18 protein-coding genes are annotated in these 16,764 nt (G+C 63.0%); 9 read left to right on the top strand and 9 right to left on the bottom strand.

Annotated features, from left to right (window positions below):
* Window positions 1-241 precede the first annotated feature (241 nt).
* Window positions 242-1,351 (bottom strand): TRAP transporter substrate-binding protein, encoded by a 1,110-nt coding sequence (locus NKI32_RS27980; RefSeq protein ID WP_023671351.1) that lies wholly within the window; start codon window positions 1,349-1,351, stop codon window positions 242-244.
* 294 nt (window positions 1,352-1,645) lie between these two features.
* Here NKI32_RS27980 and NKI32_RS27985 point away from each other — a divergent pair, with 294 nt between their 5' ends.
* Complete coding sequence (locus NKI32_RS27985) at window positions 1,646-2,419, top strand: gamma-glutamyl-gamma-aminobutyrate hydrolase family protein (RefSeq protein ID WP_023703661.1); 774 nt, start codon at window positions 1,646-1,648, stop codon at window positions 2,417-2,419.
* A gap of 10 nt (window positions 2,420-2,429) precedes the next feature.
* On the opposite strand, the gene NKI32_RS27990 is transcribed toward NKI32_RS27985, so the two are convergent.
* The 5 genes from NKI32_RS27990 to NKI32_RS28010 all read right to left on the bottom strand — a co-directional run bounded on the left by NKI32_RS27990 (window position 2,430) and on the right by NKI32_RS28010 (window position 6,999).
* A complete protein-coding gene (locus NKI32_RS27990; protein WP_023683514.1) occupies window positions 2,430-2,840 on the bottom strand; it encodes a hypothetical protein in 411 nt (136 codons plus the stop codon).
* A gap of 82 nt (window positions 2,841-2,922) precedes the next feature.
* Complete coding sequence (locus NKI32_RS27995) at window positions 2,923-3,906, bottom strand: 2-hydroxyacid dehydrogenase (protein ID WP_023671354.1); 984 nt, start codon at window positions 3,904-3,906, stop codon at window positions 2,923-2,925.
* Window positions 3,903-4,925, bottom strand: coding sequence for a LacI family DNA-binding transcriptional regulator (locus NKI32_RS28000; protein ID WP_023671355.1), 1,023 nt, complete (start codon window positions 4,923-4,925; stop codon window positions 3,903-3,905). The genes NKI32_RS27995 and NKI32_RS28000 overlap by 4 nt, the downstream gene beginning before the upstream one ends.
* Before the next feature lie 67 nt (window positions 4,926-4,992).
* Window positions 4,993-5,823, bottom strand: a complete 831-nt coding sequence (locus NKI32_RS28005; protein ID WP_502898007.1) for a DMT family transporter — start codon at window positions 5,821-5,823, stop codon at window positions 4,993-4,995.
* 210 nt (window positions 5,824-6,033) lie between these two features.
* Window positions 6,034-6,999, bottom strand: coding sequence for a LysR family transcriptional regulator (locus NKI32_RS28010; protein ID WP_023689239.1), 966 nt, complete (start codon window positions 6,997-6,999; stop codon window positions 6,034-6,036).
* 128 nt (window positions 7,000-7,127) lie between these two features.
* Between NKI32_RS28010 and NKI32_RS28015 the strand changes: the two genes are divergently transcribed.
* Window positions 7,128-7,916, top strand: coding sequence for an alpha/beta fold hydrolase (locus NKI32_RS28015; protein WP_023689240.1), 789 nt, complete (start codon window positions 7,128-7,130; stop codon window positions 7,914-7,916).
* Here the strand turns inward: NKI32_RS28015 and NKI32_RS28020 are convergent.
* The gene (locus NKI32_RS28020) at window positions 7,913-8,323 is read right to left on the bottom strand and encodes a DUF2000 family protein (RefSeq protein WP_023808229.1); all 411 of its coding nucleotides are present in this window, start codon (window positions 8,321-8,323) and stop codon (window positions 7,913-7,915) included. The genes NKI32_RS28015 and NKI32_RS28020 overlap by 4 nt on opposite strands.
* 44 nt (window positions 8,324-8,367) lie before the next feature.
* On the opposite strand from NKI32_RS28020, the gene NKI32_RS28025 reads away from it, so the two are divergent.
* Window positions 8,368-9,231, top strand: a complete 864-nt coding sequence (locus NKI32_RS28025; RefSeq protein WP_023694716.1) for an AraC family transcriptional regulator — start codon at window positions 8,368-8,370, stop codon at window positions 9,229-9,231.
* 26 nt (window positions 9,232-9,257) lie between these two features.
* On the opposite strand, the gene NKI32_RS28030 is transcribed toward NKI32_RS28025, so the two are convergent.
* On the bottom strand, window positions 9,258-9,728 hold the full coding sequence (locus NKI32_RS28030) for a MarR family winged helix-turn-helix transcriptional regulator (protein ID WP_023694717.1): 471 nt from the start codon (window positions 9,726-9,728) through the stop codon (window positions 9,258-9,260).
* 419 nt (window positions 9,729-10,147) lie between these two features.
* On the opposite strand from NKI32_RS28030, the gene NKI32_RS28035 reads away from it, so the two are divergent.
* The 4 genes from NKI32_RS28035 to NKI32_RS28050 all read left to right on the top strand — a co-directional run bounded on the left by NKI32_RS28035 (window position 10,148) and on the right by NKI32_RS28050 (window position 13,161).
* The gene (locus NKI32_RS28035) at window positions 10,148-11,203 is read left to right on the top strand and encodes a CobW family GTP-binding protein (RefSeq protein ID WP_023694718.1); all 1,056 of its coding nucleotides are present in this window, start codon (window positions 10,148-10,150) and stop codon (window positions 11,201-11,203) included.
* Window positions 11,204-11,272: 69 nt separating this feature from the next.
* Window positions 11,273-11,551, top strand: coding sequence for a type II toxin-antitoxin system TacA family antitoxin (locus NKI32_RS28040; protein ID WP_023689244.1), 279 nt, complete (start codon window positions 11,273-11,275; stop codon window positions 11,549-11,551).
* Entirely contained in the window at window positions 11,548-12,075 is a 528-nt protein-coding gene (locus NKI32_RS28045; protein WP_023752460.1) for a hypothetical protein, read from the top strand. Before NKI32_RS28040 ends, NKI32_RS28045 begins: the two co-directional genes overlap by 4 nt.
* Window positions 12,076-12,186: 111 nt before the next feature.
* Window positions 12,187-13,161: a WD40 repeat domain-containing protein gene (locus NKI32_RS28050; protein WP_023703655.1), complete on the top strand. Its 975-nt coding sequence runs from the start codon at window positions 12,187-12,189 to the stop codon at window positions 13,159-13,161.
* A 1-nt stretch (window position 13,162) separates the two neighbouring features.
* Here NKI32_RS28050 and NKI32_RS28055 read toward each other — a convergent pair whose 3' ends face one another.
* Window positions 13,163-13,615, bottom strand: coding sequence for a hypothetical protein (locus NKI32_RS28055; protein ID WP_023683507.1), 453 nt, complete (start codon window positions 13,613-13,615; stop codon window positions 13,163-13,165).
* A 155-nt stretch (window positions 13,616-13,770) separates the two neighbouring features.
* On the opposite strand from NKI32_RS28055, the gene NKI32_RS28060 reads away from it, so the two are divergent.
* The gene (locus NKI32_RS28060) at window positions 13,771-15,156 is read left to right on the top strand and encodes an aspartate aminotransferase family protein (protein ID WP_353004598.1); all 1,386 of its coding nucleotides are present in this window, start codon (window positions 13,771-13,773) and stop codon (window positions 15,154-15,156) included.
* Window positions 15,157-15,337: 181 nt separating this feature from the next.
* Window positions 15,338-16,723, top strand: coding sequence for a glutamine synthetase family protein (locus tag NKI32_RS28065; RefSeq protein WP_023683505.1), 1,386 nt, complete (start codon window positions 15,338-15,340; stop codon window positions 16,721-16,723).
* Window positions 16,724-16,764 lie beyond the last annotated feature (41 nt).

Raw genomic sequence — 16,764 nt, forward strand, 5'->3', positions numbered from 1 at the left:
CAATCCTGCGGCGTTGGCGATTGGCGAAACGGCGATGACCGCGCCCCTCTCCCCGTCACTATACGGGGACAGGATGCCGGCAGGCAGGTGAGGGGTAGCGTCAACGCTCGGAAAAATAAGCTATAATTTCGGGGCGGCTACCAAGCCCAAGGCGATCGATCGCCGAAGTTTGCGCCGCCCCTCATCCACCTGCCGGGACCTTCTCCCCGTATAGTGACGGGGAGAAGGGACAGATCCCAGCCTACAGTTTGCCGTTGCGCTGCTGGACCATCATGAAGGTGTCGTAATTGTACTCGGCCACCTGCGCCCACAGATAGTGCTCCTTGCGGAAGCCCTTGATCGAGTCCCAGATCTTCTTGAACGGTGCGTTGGTGGCTTCCATTTCGGTGTAGACCTCATTGGCCTTCTCGAAACAGGCGGCCATGATGTCCTGGCTGAACGGGCGCAATTTCGCGCCGCCGGCCACCAGCCGCTTCACCGCCGCAGGATTGAGAAAATCGTATTTCTGCAGCATGTTGGCGTCCGCCGCCTGCGCGGCGGTGTGCACAAGCGACTTGTAGGCGGGCGACAGCTCCTCGTACTTGGCCTTGTTGAACAAGAGATGGACGGTCGGGCCGCCTTCCCACCAGCCGGGATAATAGTAGTAGGGCGCGACCTTGTAGAAGCCGAGCTTCTCGTCGTCATAGGGGCCGACCCATTCGGCGGCGTCGATCGTGCCTTTTTCCAGCGCCGGATAGATGTCGCCACCGGCGATCTGCTGCGGCACGACGCCGAGCTTCTGCACCACTTTGCCGGCAAAGCCGCCGATGCGCATCTTGAGGCCGGACAGGTCGGCGACGGTGTTGATCTCCTTGCGGAACCAGCCGCCCATCTGCACGCCGGTGTTGCCGCCGGGCAGGCCGAAAAGACCCTGCGTGGCAAGAAACTCGTTGAACAGGTCGATGCCGCCGCCATGATAGTGCCAGGCGTTCATGCCGCGCGCGTTGAGCGAGAACGGCACCGCCGCACCGAGCGCCCATGTCGGGTCCTTGCCCCAATAATAGTATGACACCGTGTGGCAGGCCTCGACGGTGCCGGCAGTGGTGGCGTCGGCGGCCTGCAGGCCGGGCACGAGTTCGCCGGAGGCGAAGACCTGGACCTGGAAATTGCCGTCCGTCGCCTCAGACAGCATCTTGGAGAAGACTTCGGCGCCGCCATAGATCGTATCGAGTGACTTGGGAAAGGATGACGCCAACCGCCACGTCACTTTCGGATTGGACTGGGCGATTGCCGGTGCGGCTAGCGTAGCGGCAGCCGCCGCTGCGCCCACGCCGGTGACCCCGGCCTTGCGGATGAATGAACGACGATCCATGCAGTTCCTCCCTATTGGACCAACAACCGATATCAGGGACATCTCCTCACGTCCGGTATCGATTTGCCCGAAACAATACACGGGCAAAAGGTCGAGTCCAGCATGGTGGCGGGATTTGACGGCGGCGCTGGCGACAAATCCGCGGGCCGGCCGGCCAGCCTGCAACTATAGTCTAACGTTCGCCGCGTGGCCCATGCGAGATGGCGAAACTTGCCATGGAAAAGCGCCTTCGGATCGCCTATTTTGCAGGCACAATAGCTATTCGCTTCGCGCCAAATGGAATCCGGACCCAAAATGCACCAGCCGCTCGTCGCCATATCAACCGACGTCCGTCAGTTCGACAACTACACCTGGCATGCCGTCCCGCAGCAATATATCGAGGCAGCACTTTCCGGCGCCGGCGTGTTCCCGCTTTTGGTGCCGTCATTCGGTGACCGGCTCGACTTCGACGAGCTGTTGTCTTCGGTCGACGGTGTCATGGTCACTGGCTCGAAGTCCAACGTGCATCCATCGCTCTATGGCGGCGACGCCAGCGAAGCCAACGGCCCCTACGACCCGGCGCGCGATTCCACCACGCTGCCGCTAATCCGCAAGGCGATCGAGCGCGGCGTGCCGCTGCTTGCCATCTGCCGCGGCATCCAGGAGTTGAACGTTGCGCTGGGCGGCACGCTTGGCACCGAGATCCAGGAGCGCGAAGGCTCGCTCGACCATCGCGCGCCGGTGAGCGACAACCAGGACGAACGCTTCGCCATTCACCAGACCATTTCGATCAAGCCGGGCAGCTGCCTGGCCGGCGTGTTTGGCGCCGGCGACATCAAGGTCAACTCGCTGCACCGCCAAGGCATCGACCGGCTCGGCTCGAAGCTGCAGGTCGAGGCGGTTGCCGGCGACGGCACGGTGGAGGCAGTTTCGGTGAAGGACGCCCGCGCCTTCGCCGTCGGCGTGCAATGGCACCCCGAATACTGGGTCAAGTCGGACGGCAACTCGGCCAAGATCTTCCGCGCCTTCGGCGATGCGGTGCGCCTGCATGCGGCGGCGAAGGCCGGCGCGCGGGCGGCGGCGGAATAAATCCCGACGATCAATTGCCGGCGGATTGATCCCGTTCGCCGGTTGTCGCCAGCGAAAGCAGCGGCGTGGCCGGAGCGTAGGATTCGTAGCCGTCGCCATCCGCAACCGAGAAGGTGACGATCGGGTCGGTGCCGTCGGCGCTGAACGCGATCGTGCCGTCCTCGCCCTCTCGCCAGAATTTTGCCCGCTCGATCCCCGGCAGCAGCCCGCGGCAGTTCGGCGCCACGGTCAACAGCGACAGGCCATCGTCAATCGCGGCGCCGCGGCTAACCGCGCAGTCGCCTTCGTCGCCATTGGCGACCAGCCTGAAGGTGGTTGCCGGCCTTGCTTCATTGGCCGAACTTTCACTGCTGCCGCCGTGAAACAGCTGAAAGCCGGCGAAAAGTGCCGCTGCCGCAATCAATGCCGGAAGTTTCGTCATCTTGCACTCCGCGCCCCCCGGCGCAGATGCAGAATGATTCCAAAGCGTTAAGCCGACGTTAACGAGTGTGGCAGACAGCCGCTCAGCTTCGTGGCTTGACTTGCGCCGTCTCCGGCACCGGGGTCAGTGGCCGGCGCTCGCTGAACCAGGATACCAGATTGTCGACGCACAGATCCGCCATGGCGCGGCGCGTGTGGTGCGAGGCCGAACCGACATGGGGCAAAAGCGAGGTGTTGGGCGCCTCCAGCAAAGCCTTGGGCACATTCGGTTCATCGGCGAAAACATCGAGCCCGGCCGCGGCGATGGTGCCGTTGGCAAGCGCTGCGGCGAGGTCTGCCTCGTCGACCGTGCTGCCACGGCCGATGTTGACGAAAACGCCGTTGGCGCCAAGCGCCGCCAGGATTTCGGCATTGACCGCCTTCTCCGTGGAAGCGCCGCCCGGCACTACGGAAATCAGCGTATCGACCGCTTCGGCAAGGCCCTTCAGCGTCGGGTGGTATTCATAAGCCAGACCTTCGACCTTGCGCCTGTTGTGGTAGGCCACCGGCAGCCCGAACGCTTCCAGCCGGCGCGCAATGGCAAGGCCGATGCGGCCCATGCCGAAAATGCCGACATGCCGACCGCGCAAGGTCAGCCGGCTCAGGGGATAGTTGCCCTTCTTCACCCAACTGCCGTCGCGCAGCCATTTCTCGGCGTTGTAAAGTTCACGCACGGTGTTGAGCAAAAGGCCGATCGTGGTGTCGGCGACCTCCTCGGTCAAAACATCGGGGGTGTTGGTGACCATGATGTTTTTCTTGGCCGCATGGCCGGCATCGACCGAATCATAGCCGACGCCGAAGGAGGCGATGAGTTCGAGGTTGGGCAATGCATCCATCAATGCCGCATTGACGCCGGCAAAGGACGCAATGGCGCGCACGTCATGGCGCATCTCCTCGGTGACCAGGGCGGGATCGGCTCGCTCTATCTTGACCCGCTTGAAGGTGCGGTCGATGCGCTCGACCGCATGGTCGTTGAAATGTCCTGGCACCAGAACGGCGACGGTCTGCAACGCATCAGTCTTGGTCATGCACGCTCCACCGGCTTGCCGGTCGACTGGCGCACATGCAGTTCCGGCTTGATCAGTTCCTGTGACGGCCGTACCGCCTGTCCGTTCAGCTTGTCGAGCAGCGCGCTGGCGGCACGGCGGCCGACCTCGCGCTGGCCATTCCAGACCGTGGTGAGCGCCGGTGTCGCGATTGCCGCCTCCTCGAGATCGTCATAGCCGGTGACCGAGATGTCGGCGCCCGGCACCAGGCCGGCGCGGGCAATGCCGTTCATCAGGCCGATGGCGACCAGATCATTCCAGCAGCAAGCGGCGGTTGGCTTGTCTTTAAGCGCCAAAAACTGTCCAGCCGCCTCGAATCCGCCCTGCTTGGTGCGCGGCCCGGCGATGCGCCAGGATGGCCTGACCTCAAGCCCGGCGGCCTCCATGGCGTTGAGATAGCCCTGGTAGCGGTCGCGCCCGGTCGAGGTCTGGTCGGTGCCGCCGATCATGGCGATGCGCTTGTGCCCGAGCGAGATCAGATGATTGGTGGCAAGTGCCGTGCCATAGGCATCGTCGCCGCGAAACACCGGCACGTCGGCGCCTTCCACGCTGCGTGCGATCAGCACCGCCGGCAGGCCGTTTTCCTCGGCCATGACGATGTCGGAGGCCGGCGTGCCGATGGCCGGGGACATGATGACGCCGTCGGCGCCGAGCTGCAGCAGCGTGTCGATGAAGGTGCGTTGCTTTTCCAGCTGGTCGTAGTGATTGGACAGGATGAAGGTCTGCCGGCTGCGATCGAGTTCGCTCTCGATCGAGCGCAGGATCTCGGCGAAGAACGGGTTCATGATGTCATGCACGACGACGCCGACAATGCCCGAGCGCGAGGTGCGCAGTGAGGCGGCGCGGCGGTTGTAGATATAACCGATGGCCCGCGCATGTTCCTTGATGCGGTCACGCGTGGCGCCGGCGACCAGCGGGCTGTCGCGCAAGGCGAGGGAGACCGTGGCCGTGGACACGCCAAGCGCATCCGCGATCGTCGAAAGCTTGATCTTTTGTGCCAGCCCTTCGCTCCCCGAGTTTTTTTAAAATTTTTTAAATGCGGCGTTATGCCATCGGATTCGGAGCAAATCAAAGTTTTTTCGCCAGCGCCTCCGCCTCGGCATCGACGGTCGTGCGATTGCGCAGCCGCAAACGGTGCTCGCGATGGATGATGTAAAGGCCGCTGGCGACGATGATGGCAGCACCCACCAGCGTCCAGCGGTCGGGGAACTGGTGGAAGATGATCCAGCCGGACAGGATCATCCAGACCATCTGCGAATAGGGGTACGGCGCCAGCGCCGTGGTAGTCGCCAGGCGGTAGGCCTGCACCAGCAGCCAGTGGCCGCCGGCGCCGAACACGCCCAGCATCACCAGTATGAACCAGTGCCAGCCATCCTGCGGCAGCCCATGCGAGAACGGCAGCATCGGCAGAAGCAGCACGGCCGGCGCCAGCGCCGAAAACAGGATCAGGCTTTCCGAGGTTTCGCTGGCTGACATCCGCCGCGTCATGATGACGTAAAAACTGTTCGACAGCATCGAGCCGAGCGCGAAAAGATGGCCGATGCCGAACACGCCGATGCCCGGCCTTGTAATGACGAGCACGCCGACAAAGCCCGACAGGATTGCCAGCCAGCGCCGCCAGCCGGCCCATTCACCAAGCAGCGGTCCGGCAAGGGCGGTGATCACCATCGGCCCGAAGAAGTAGATCGAGGTGGTCTCGGCCAGTTGAAGCGTTTTGAGCGCCATGACGTTGCACATGGTCGAGCCGAACAGCAGACCGCCGCGCAGGATGTGGGCCGGCAAATTGTTGGCGCGGAAGCGCGACGGCTCGCGCCAGCCGCGCAGGAAGACGCCGACAAGCAGGACATGGACGGTGAAGCGGGCCCAGGCGACGATCAGCGCCGAGACGCCGGCCAGCACCAGATATTTGCTCGAGGTGTCGAGAAAGGTGAAAAAGACATAGGTCGAAGCATGAACAGCATCGCCGCGGGCGGCGTTGCGCTTTCGTCTGATTTTGCGGGAACGTTCAAATGTCAGGCCGGGCAGGGAGGATCAACGCTTAACCTTTGCGGCAATCGCCTGCGCCCGGCAAGCCAAAAGCGACTGGCACAACAGGCGTCTGAGACAGGTTCAGCGCAGGCCGATCCGATGCCAGCTAAGGCGCTTTGCGTTCCGCTGCGACGTTCTGACATCCGGTGCTTTGCCGTCGGATGCCACTTGCGCCTGGAGATGAAGCCACAACGCCTCGGCGACGGGTCCATGCGGTCGGTCGCGCCGGCGCACCGCCGCCAGGATCTCCGTCCGGCCGGGCAGATGTGCACCAGCGATCGAGATCAGCCTCCTATCCCGCAGTTCGTCCTCGATCAGCCATGCCGGCAGATGGCCCCAGGCCAGTCCGTGAAGGATCAGTTCCTTCTTCATCAGATGATCCGGCGCCGAGCACTGATGCGCACCGTCGATGAGGAAATAGCTCTCCGGCGCTGGCCGCCGCGCCGTGTCGCGGATCACGCACTGGGTGAAGGGCCGCATCTGCTCCGGCGCAATCTCGCGGCCAGGCGCGAACGGAAGGAACCCAGGCGCCACCACCGGCACGAGGGGCACCGCGCAGAGATCGATCCGCTCGAGATGCGGATCGGAAGGATCCGCGCGATGGAAGATGAGGTCAGCCGAGCCTTCCATCAACCGTTCGAGCGGACCGCCGACCGCCTCGTACTCCAGGTGCAGGCGTGTCCCGGTGCGTTCGGCAAAGAAGCCGCTGAGCATACGCAGGATTTGCGGTCGCGGGCAGAGATCACCCATCACGACACGCAGGACCGTCTCCTCGCCACTCGCCAACTGGCCCGCATAGGTTCGCAGATGGTCGAGCTCGCGCAATGTCAGCTGCGCTCGCGCGTGAAACTCGCGGCCCGCCTCCGTCAGCCCCACCCGATATCCGCTGCGGTCGAGAAGTGTGAGCCCGAGCAACTGCTCGAGGCGTGCGACAGCGGCGAAGACGGATGGATGCGATCGGTTCAAGGCAAGGGCGGCCGCCTGGAAGCTGCCCTCGCTTGCCACGGCGTCAAAGCACCGTAGGTCGTGGAGTTTCAGACCATTCATTATCGCCAAAACCTACTGAGATTGTCCAATCATAGTAATTTTCCTGGATAATTACGAGGCCTAGGGTGGCTCATTCAAAGGGCGGCGGGAGCATCGAACTCCTTTCGCCAGGGTGAGATGAGGACCAGATGACTGACACGCTTTATTTTACGACGGGCGACGGCTGCCGGATCGCCTATCAGCTGGCGGGGGCCGGCCCTGTGCTTGTGCTCTCGAATTCCATTGCGACGAACCTGCATATGTGGGACCGGCAGCTTGCGGAATTTGCCGGATCTTTCCGGGTGCTGCGCTATGATCTGCGCGGCCACGGCAGTTCCGATGCTCCGGCCGGAGCCTATTCGCTCGATCGGCTGGGCCGCGACGTCCTTGAGTTGCTGGATGCGCTTCAGATCGCCCGCGTGCATTTCTGCGGGCTGTCGCTGGGCGGCTTCGTAGGGCAGTGGCTGGGTATCCATGCCCCGGACCGCATCGAGCGTCTCATCCTTTCCAACACCTCGCCACATCTCGGGCCGGCTTCTTACTTTGACGAGCAGATCCGTACTGTCCTTGCTGCGAGCAACATGTCGGCCGCCGCGGACATGTTCATGCACAACTGGTTTCCCGCCTCGATGCTTGCCGGCCCAAACGAAACCGTCGACGCGTTCCGCGCGATGGTCCTGGCGACGCCGCCCCAAGGTCTCGCGGGATGCTTCGCCGCCGTACGCGATTGCGATCTGCGCCGGACTGTCTCCCTCATTACCGCCCCCACTCTGGTGATCGGTGGAGAAGACGACAAGGTAACGCTGGCAAGCCACAGCGAGGCGATCGCAGCCAGCATCCCCGGCGCCACGCTTACACTGCTTCCGGGCGTCCATATGCTGAACGTCGAGCGGCCGACTGAATTCATGAGCGCCGTTACACGCTTCCTGCTGAATTAGGCGTGCATGCGGGCGCCCTTGGTGATCTTGTCGACGAGTTTCTTGTCGGCACGCAGCGCGATGCCGACGATCTTGGCGTCCTCAGGGCCGAACTCGGCGAAGACGGCGCGGTTGGCCGCATCGAAGCCGGTGGCAAACATCTCCTCGACATAGGCTGACGCCGTCACGCCCCGCTCCAGCGCCTTCCGGTGGATGGAGTTGAGCGTCGGCCCATCGGCCGAAAGCACGATGACCGGCTGGATCGACAGAGGATTGTAAAGGTTGCCGGCGCGGTCGCGGTAGGGTTCGCCGATAATGTCGGGGAATTGCGCGACGACGCCGCTGGTCAGGAAGGCCGTGACGTTGAGCTTTTGCCAGACGGCGAGATCGTCCCGCAGCACGATTGCAAATTTCGTATCGAATACCAAAATGAGGACTCCGGAGCACGCCCATGAAGGGGCAGGGATAGGTGATGACGCACGATCTAGACGGTGAGGCGACGCAGGGTCTTGAACGTTCGTGCGCGGATGAGGACCGGATCGTGTCGGCGCCTGTTACCGCTGGCATCGAGCGCATCGAGGCGCATTTCCATGGCAACGCCTTCGACCTGCACCGTCATGATACACTTGCCGTCGGCGTGACGCTTTCCGGTGTGCAGCGCTTCCACTACAGGGGCACTGTCAACCACAGCCTGCCCGGCCAGGTTATCGTGCTGCATCCCGACGAAGTGCACGATGGCGGCGCCGGGACCGAGGATGGTCTGCGCTACCGGATCCTCTATCTGGAACCGTCTCTGCTGCTCGACTGCCTCGACGGCGCGCCGCTGCCTTTCGTCAGGGATGCTGTGGTCAGCGATCCCGCCTTGCGTGGCACGCTGCTTTCGGCCCTGTCGCCGCTCGATGAGGAACTGAACGAGCTGTTCGTCGCCGATTTCGTTGCGGAGCTGGCGCGGCATCTGGGGCGTCATGCGGGACAGAAGGCAAAGCCGATGGGGAAGTCGGCCTCGCGTGCGGCAGCGCTGGCGCGCGGCTATCTCGAGGAGAATGCCGAGCGGTCCGTTCGTTCCGATGAGCTGGAAGCCGTCACCGGGCTCGACCGCTATGCGCTGTCACGCCATTTTCGCGCGACCTATTCCACCAGCCCGCATCGTTTCCTGCTGATGCGCCGGCTGCAAAAGGCAAGACGGATGATCGAGATCGGCGAACCGCTGGCCGAGATTGCCGTCGGCGCCGGCTTCAGCGACCAGAGCCATTTCAACAGACATTTCAAGAAAGCATTCGGCCTGACGCCCGGCCGCTGGTCGGCGCTGGTGCGCGGCCCTTCGGTGGCGGCCTAGCTCAAGACACGCGGCCGCCGTGCCGGTCAGTCGTCGATGTCGGCGTCGTCGTCGACGAGCACCAGCTCCTCGTTCGACAAATTGGCCTCGATGCGGGCGAGCAGCTTGAACAGCGTCTTCTGTTCTTTCTTGTCGAGGCCCTTCAACGCCTGCTTCTCGGTCTTCTTAACCGACTTCTCGATGGCGTGGATGATCTCGCGGCCGGTGTCGGTGAGAAAGATATGCGCCTGGCGTGCATCCGCGGAAGAGGCGCGCTTTTCCAAAAAGCCCTGGGCCTGCAGCCGGTTTATGGTCTTGGTGATGGTCGGCGGGCGCACGCCGAGGCGGCCGGCGAGATTGCCGGGCGTCTGGCCGTCCTCGCGGTCGAGCGTCAGCATGATCTGGTCCTGGCCGGCATAGAAGCCATGCGCCAGAAGCCGCGCCGCCAGCGCGGTCCTTGCCAGCCTTGCCGCCGAATGCAGCCGGCTCATCGTTGCAGTCTTGTCCGCCTTGGCCATGGTGATCCCTCTTCGGCCGTACCGGTGCGTGCAGCATAGACGCAGCCGGCCGGTTGGCAATCGACGATCCAAAAGATTCCGGCTTTCGAAACAGCTTTGCCGGCAAGCATTTGTGGTGCTCGAAATGGTGATGCCAGATGTTTATTTCAGTTAGATGACAAACGAGTTTCCGCCAAGGCGATTGCAACGGTTTGACGCGGCGCGGCTCAGCACAGGTCAACGAAGAGGCGTTTCCGGCGACACGTTGATGGTCGGCATCCCTCGCACTCGGCCTCTCGGTCTACCCACCCGCTTCGTCAACCTGGGTCAAACACCCAGGCGGTTTGCCTCGTGCAAAAGGCCGGCACACATCCTATATCAGGCCAACAATCCCTTCTTGCGGCCCGCAATTCCGTGGCCCAGCCATTTCGAGGCAAGATATGAGCGAAGCACAGACGCAAATCCCCGTGACCGTTCTCACCGGCTATCTCGGCGCCGGCAAGACGACGCTGCTCAACCGCATCCTGTCGGAAAACCATGGCAAGCGTTATGCCGTCATCGTCAATGAATTCGGCGAGATCGGCATCGACAATGATTTGATCGTGGAATCCGACGAGGAAATCTACGAAATGAACAATGGCTGCGTCTGTTGCACGGTGCGCGGCGACCTGATCCGCGTCGTCGAAGGCCTGATGCGCCGCCCGGGCCGCTTCGACGCCATCGTCGTCGAGACCACCGGCCTTGCCGATCCGGTGCCGGTGGCGCAGACCTTCTTCATGGACGACGACGTGCGCTCCAAGACCAGGCTCGACGCTGTCGTGGCCCTGGTCGACGCCAAGCACCTGCCGCTCCGGTTGAAGGATTCCAAGGAAGCCGAGGACCAGATCGCCTTCGCCGATGTCGTCGTGCTCAACAAGACCGACCTGGTGACGCCCGAAGAGCTGGCCAAGGTCGAGGCCACCATCCGCGCCATCAACCCGGCGGCCAGGATCCACCGCACCACGCGCGCCGGCGTGGCGCTGTCCGAAGTGCTCGACCGCGGCGCCTTCGACCTGTCGCGCGCATTGGAGAACGACCCACATTTCCTCGAGGCGCACGATCATGATCACGACCACCATGACCATGACGGGCACGATCACCACGACCATGATCACGACCATCATCATCACGATCACGCGCATCCCTCCGACATCCATGACGTGACCGTGCAGTCGGTGTCGCTGCGCGGCGGCGAGATGGACCCGAAGAAATTCTTCCCGTGGATCGAGAAGATCACTCAGATGGAAGGTCCCAACATCCTGCGGCTGAAAGGCATCATCGCGCTCAAGGGCGACGACGAGCGCTATGTCATCCAGGGCGTGCACATGATCATCGAAGGCGACCACCAGCGCGCCTGGAAAGACGGCGAAAAGCATGAGAGCCGGCTGGTGTTCATCGGCCGCGAGCTTGACGCCGAGCGGCTGAAGAAGAGCTTTGACGCCTGCCAGGCGGCCTAAACGCCTCAGAGGGTTGATTTTGGCGTGATGTACACATATGATGTGTACATCACGTTGAGGAGACAATTTATGCCGCGGCCCGCCGACAACAAGACTGAGCGCTATCAGATTCGCATTGCGCCCGCGCATAAGGCGATGATTGCACGCGCCGCTGCGTTGTCTAACCAGGATGTTGCCGACTTCATCCTCAACAGGATCGTTCCCGAGGCGCAGGCTGTTATCGAAGCGGCTGAGATTACGAAAGTATCCGATCGTGATTTTGCACGCATACTCGACCTGTTGGAAAACCCGCCGAAACCCAACGCTAAACTTCGAGCGGCGATAGCCGCCTTGCCAGATACGCTGTGACCCTTCCGTCCTGGCATGAGCAGCCCATTACTAAACAGCACGATCGGGCTTCGTTTGATTGCGGTGATACGCAAATGAACGATTTTTTGCGAAGGTTCGCGCGACAAAGCCACGAGCAGAATGCGGCAAAGACCTTTTGCGCAATAGACGATAGAGCCCCGGAGCGGATTTTGGGTTTCTACACAATTGCTCCGTCTGCCGTACCTCACGACGCCGTACCCACGGCGATGACGAAAGGGTTGGCGCGGCACGAAGTCTCTGGGTTCAAGCTTGCACGTCTTGCGACGGATCTCAGTGTTGCGGGTCACGGATTGGGTGGGCAGTTGCTTGCGGCCGCTGCGCTGCGCTGCTTACGCCTGGCTGGCGAAGGCGGCGGCATCCTGCTCATCATTGACGCCAAAAGCGAGCGGGCAGCGAGTTGGTATGCCGGCTACGGTGCAGAGTCTCTTCTAGACCAACCACTGACGCTGATAATGCCGCTCGCGACCTTCGCGACGGAGTTGCGAACAAACAGGCTGCTTTGATGCCTACCTTCTTGCCTTTGGCGACCGCCACCAATCCCTGGTGATTGCCGATGAGGGAAACGTCAAGTAAGTCGCCAAGACAAATTCGAAACCTCCTTCGCCCAGGAAGCCATGCCCACAGTTGCCCCCCTTGACCTGGAAGGTCACTGCCTTGCCGCCGTCTTCCTCGACAACGTGCCGCATTTTGCGCTGGCCGATGGGACAGTTCATAGGCTCGACAACGGCCACAAGACAATTCAGGCCAATGACGGCCTGCTCTCCACGTTCCATGACGCCGCCAACGACCGCCTGATCACCGGCGGCGAGGACGGCAAGATTTTTGCCGTTGCCGCCGGCGGCAATGTCAGCGAACTCGCCAGCGCCGGCAAGAAGTGGATCACCAGCGTTGCCGCCGGGCCGCAAGGCGCTATCGCCTATGCCACAGGCAAGACTGCGTTCGTGCGCTTTGCCGACGGCAAGACCAAAGAGTTTGCCCATCCACGTTCGGTCGAGGGGCTGGCCTTCTCCCCCAAGGGCATGCGCTTCGGCGTCGCCCGCTACAATGGCGCGACGCTGCATTTCCCGGCCGCCGAGGGCAGACCGGTGGAGCTGGAATGGGCCGGTGCCCATACCGGCGTCACCTTCTCGCCGGATGGCGCCTTCCTCGTCACCACCATGCAGGAAAACGCGCTGCATGGCTGGAAGCTCGCCGACGGCAAGCACATGCGCATGACCGGCTATCCCGGCAAGGTCAAAAGCCTGTCGTGGAGCGTGAAGGGCAAATGGCTGGCGAGTTCCGGCGCGCCGGCGGCGATCGTCTGGCCGTTTTCGGGCAAGGACGGCCCGATGGGCAAGGCGCCGCTGGAGCTCGGCACGCGCGGCAACGCCATGGTGACATCGGTTGCCTGCCATCCGAGCCAGGATGTCGTCGCCGTCGGCTATGATGACGGCATGGTCATGGCGGTGCGCTTTACCGATGCCAAAGAGGTGCTGTTGCGCCGCCCGGGCAAGGGCGCCATCACCGCGATGATGTGGGATAAGGAAGAGCGCCGGGTCGCCTTCGGCAGTGCCGCCGGCGACTGCGGCGTCATCGATATCTCGGCGTGACCTATTCGGCTCCGCACGACACCTTGCCGGTCAATTCTTTCGGCTTGCCGTCCTGTTCCGTGTCGGCGGCGTTGTCGTAGACGGCAAGCGTGTACCGGCCGTCATAGACGCCCTCGTCACTGGTCTTGGTCAGGATCGTCAGTTCGACAGAGTTGAATTTATCTCCGAGCTGATGCTCGTGGTAGACGTTCAGCCGCAACTCCTTGTCGTCCAGCCAGTACTGGGTGAGGTCGGAATCCTCGAAGACGGTCTTGCGCAGACTGTCGCCTTCCGGCCGGCCAAGTATCTCGAGATCGCCGCGAAAATTGAAGGTCGGGCCGCCCATACCTCTGGTGACCCCGGCGCCGACCTCGAATTGCACCGCTTTGTCATCGACGGAACACCAGACGCCGCCCGATGCGGAAGCCGCAGCGGCCGACAAGAGTAGCGCAATAGCGCAGATGATCGTCCGCATTTTTCTCCCCAAACCACAGACCCGATCGCATTGGCGCCCGACTGCGCCGGAAGGTCAAGTCTGCCGAACTTGCTGCTGACCCAATGCAGCGCACCAACACGGCCAATTGCGGTTGCCGTCGCCAATTGGGTAGTGTGCCGGCCGAGAGGGATTTCATGCACAGCACGAACAGTTATTCAAAGGCGTCCATCGGCGGTATCAGCCGTGACCGCATCGCTGCATTGCGGACAAGCGAGGCGAACACCTTCCGCAAGGCGCGGCCGAAATCGCAGGCCAAGGTCGGTAACGGCCTGCCAGGCTTCTTCGGCGGTGTGCCGATGCACTGGATGAACGACTGGCCGACGCCATTCCCGATCCTGGTCGAAAGCGCCAAGGGCGCCGCCATCACGGATATCGACGGCAACAGGCTGGACGATTTCTGCCTCGGTGACACCGGCTCGATGTTCGGCCATTCGCCGCCGCCGGTGGCGCGCGCCATCCGCCGCCAGGCCGGGCGCGGCCTGACCTATATGCTGCCTTCGGAAGATGCGCTGGCCATCGGGCCGCTGCTCACACAGCGTTTCGGTCTGCCGTTCTGGCAGATCGCCACCACCGCCACCGACGCCAACCGCTTCGCGCTGCGCGTCGCCCGCGCCGTCACCGGCCGCGAAAAGATACTGGTCTTCAACGGCTGCTATCACGGCTCGGTCGACGAGACGATGGTCCGGATGGTCGACGGCAAGCCCGTGAATCGGCCGGGGCTGGCGGGTGAGTTTCGCGACCTGACCAAGACGGCGAAGGTCATTGAATTCAACGATGTCGCCGCGCTGCAAGCAGCGCTCAAGGACAAGGATGTCGCCTGCGTCATTGCTGAGCCGGTGCTGACCAATTCCTGCATGGTGCTGCCCGATCCGGGTTTTCACGACGCCTTGCGCAAACTGACGCGCGCGGCCGGAACGCTGCTTCTGATAGACGAGACGCACACGATTTCGACTGGACCCGGCGGCTACACCAGGAAATTCGGGCTGCAGCCCGACCTGTTCGTGCTGGGCAAGCCGATCGCCGGCGGCGTGCCGGCAAGCGTGTGGGGCATGAGCGACGAGGTCGCCTCGCGCTATGCCGACTACAATCGAACCAAGGAGCCGGGCTATTCCGGCATGGGCACGACGCTGTCGGCGAACCCGCTGCAGTTCGCAGCCATGCGCGCAACGCTCGAAGAGGTGATGACGCAGGAGAATTATGCCCGGATGGATCGCCTCGCCCTGCGGCTCGATGCCGGGCTGACCGGCGTCATCGATCGCTACAATCTGCCCTGGCATGTCGCCCGCGTCGGCGCCCGCGTCGAGTTCATCTGCGCCCCTGGCCCGCTCAGGAACGGCGCCGAAGCCGAGACTGCCCATGCGCCGGAGCTTGAGGCGGCTATCCATGTCGCGCTGGTCAACCAGGGCGTGCTGATCGCGCCCTTTCACAACATGATGCTGATCTCACCGGCCACCACCGGCGCCCAGGTCAACCGGCTGATCACCGTCTTCGCCACGGTTGCGGCAAGGCTGACGGCATGAGACAAGCTGCCAAGCCAAACTCGAGTACACTAATGCTGATCGCGCCCTTTCACAACATGATGCTGATCTCACCGGCCACCACCGGCGCCCAGGTCAACCGGCTGATCACCGCCTTCGCCACGGTTGCGGCAAGGCTGACGGCATGAGACAAGCTGCCAAGCCAAACTCGAGTACACTAATCATGACTTCACCTTCGGGCTCGACGCCCGCCGAGGCGCAAGCCTTTCTCGACGCCCATCCCGAAATCGAAGCCTTCGATATCGTCTTGACCGACGCCAACGGCGTCGGCCGCGGCAAGATCGTGCGCCGGCATGAGCTGAAAAGCATCTTCGAGGGCGGCCGCCACATGCCGATCTCGATCCTCGGCCTCGACATCACCGGCGAGGATGTGCACGAAACCGGGCTGATCTGGACGACTGGAGACGGCGATCTCAGGGCATGGCCCATTCCCGGCACGCTGGTGCCGCTTTACGGCACGAACCCGCCGCGCGGCCAGTTGCTGATGGCGATGTACCATCTCGAGGGACAGCCAATGTCGTCGGACCCGCGCTTGGCGCTGGCCAGGCAGGTCGACATCTTGGCGGCCAAGGGCCTCTATCCCGCCGGCGCCTTCGAACTCGAATTTTTCCTGCTGGCCAATGAGCGCGATGCCGATGGCAAGGTGAAACCGGCGGATGCCGTGCTCGACGGCCGCCGCTCGGCCAAGACGGAAGTCTATTCCGTCGACCATCTGCACGGCATGGAGCCGCTGTTTTCCGACATCTATGCCGCGGCTAAGGCGCAAGGCATTCCGGCCGAAACGGTGATTTCCGAATACGCGCCCGGCCAGTACGAGCTGACGCTGAACTACCGCAAGGATGTCATGCGGGCGGCCGACGACCTCGTCATGTTGAAGCGGCTGGTGCGGGCGCAGGCGCGCCGCCATGGTGTTACCGCCTGCTTCATGGCCAAGCCGATCGAAAAATATGCCGGCTCCGGCATGCATTTCCATGTTTCGCTGCAGGACAAGAACGGCCGCAACGTTTTTGCCGAAGCCGGCGGCGAAAGCTGGTCGCTGCCGCTGCTGCAGGGGCTCGGCGGGCTGATCCAGACCATGGCCGAATCGATGCTGGTGTTTGCGCCGCACGCCAATTCCTGGCGGCGCTTCGTCTCGCAGTCCTATGCGCCAGTGGCGCCGACCTGGGGCGTCAACAACCGTTCGGTGGCGCTGCGCGTGCCGGCGGGCGACGCCAAGAACCGGCGCATCGAGCACCGGCCTTCGGGCGTCGACGCCAATCCCTACCTGATCGCGGCAACGGTGCTGGCCGGCATCATCAAGGGTTTGGACGAAGGCCTCGACCCCGGCCCCGAAACCACTGGGAATGGCTATGAAGCCGCTGTCACGCGCACGACCATGCCGGTCGACTGGCGCGCTGCGATCGAGGCGGCGCGGGCATCGAGCTTCCTGAAAGAGGCGCTTGGCGAGGATCTGCATCGCACCTTCGTGGCGATCAAGCAGTCGGAGTATCTGCGCGTCGCCCGCACCGTCAGCGAGCTGGATTACCACCTCTACCTCCATGAGGTCTGAGAGACCGCCTGGAACTCGGGCAGTCGTCCTGCTAGCCCGAC

The organism is Mesorhizobium sp. M0761, assembly GCF_040320205.1.
Lineage (GTDB): Bacteria > Pseudomonadota > Alphaproteobacteria > Rhizobiales > Rhizobiaceae > Mesorhizobium.

Excerpts from the sequence above, each read along its gene's own strand:
- NKI32_RS28050 (WP_023703655.1), top strand. The coding sequence starts at position 12,187 with ATGCCCACAGTTGCCCCCCTTGACCTGGAAGGTCACTGCCTTGCCGCC.
- NKI32_RS28025 (WP_023694716.1), top strand. The coding sequence starts at position 8,368 with ATGACGCACGATCTAGACGGTGAGGCGACGCAGGGTCTTGAACGTTCG.
- NKI32_RS28055 (WP_023683507.1), bottom strand. The coding sequence starts at position 13,615 with ATGCGGACGATCATCTGCGCTATTGCGCTACTCTTGTCGGCCGCTGCG.
- NKI32_RS28015 (WP_023689240.1), top strand. The coding sequence starts at position 7,128 with ATGACTGACACGCTTTATTTTACGACGGGCGACGGCTGCCGGATCGCC.
- NKI32_RS27980 (WP_023671351.1), bottom strand. The coding sequence starts at position 1,351 with ATGGATCGTCGTTCATTCATCCGCAAGGCCGGGGTCACCGGCGTGGGC.
- NKI32_RS28035 (WP_023694718.1), top strand. The coding sequence starts at position 10,148 with ATGAGCGAAGCACAGACGCAAATCCCCGTGACCGTTCTCACCGGCTAT.
- NKI32_RS27985 (WP_023703661.1), top strand. The coding sequence starts at position 1,646 with ATGCACCAGCCGCTCGTCGCCATATCAACCGACGTCCGTCAGTTCGAC.
- NKI32_RS28010 (WP_023689239.1), bottom strand. The coding sequence starts at position 6,999 with ATGAATGGTCTGAAACTCCACGACCTACGGTGCTTTGACGCCGTGGCA.
- NKI32_RS27995 (WP_023671354.1), bottom strand. The coding sequence starts at position 3,906 with ATGACCAAGACTGATGCGTTGCAGACCGTCGCCGTTCTGGTGCCAGGA.
- NKI32_RS28030 (WP_023694717.1), bottom strand. The coding sequence starts at position 9,728 with ATGGCCAAGGCGGACAAGACTGCAACGATGAGCCGGCTGCATTCGGCG.
- NKI32_RS28065 (WP_023683505.1), top strand. The coding sequence starts at position 15,338 with ATGACTTCACCTTCGGGCTCGACGCCCGCCGAGGCGCAAGCCTTTCTC.
- NKI32_RS28060 (WP_353004598.1), top strand. The coding sequence starts at position 13,771 with ATGCACAGCACGAACAGTTATTCAAAGGCGTCCATCGGCGGTATCAGC.
- NKI32_RS28040 (WP_023689244.1), top strand. The coding sequence starts at position 11,273 with ATGCCGCGGCCCGCCGACAACAAGACTGAGCGCTATCAGATTCGCATT.
- NKI32_RS27990 (WP_023683514.1), bottom strand. The coding sequence starts at position 2,840 with ATGACGAAACTTCCGGCATTGATTGCGGCAGCGGCACTTTTCGCCGGC.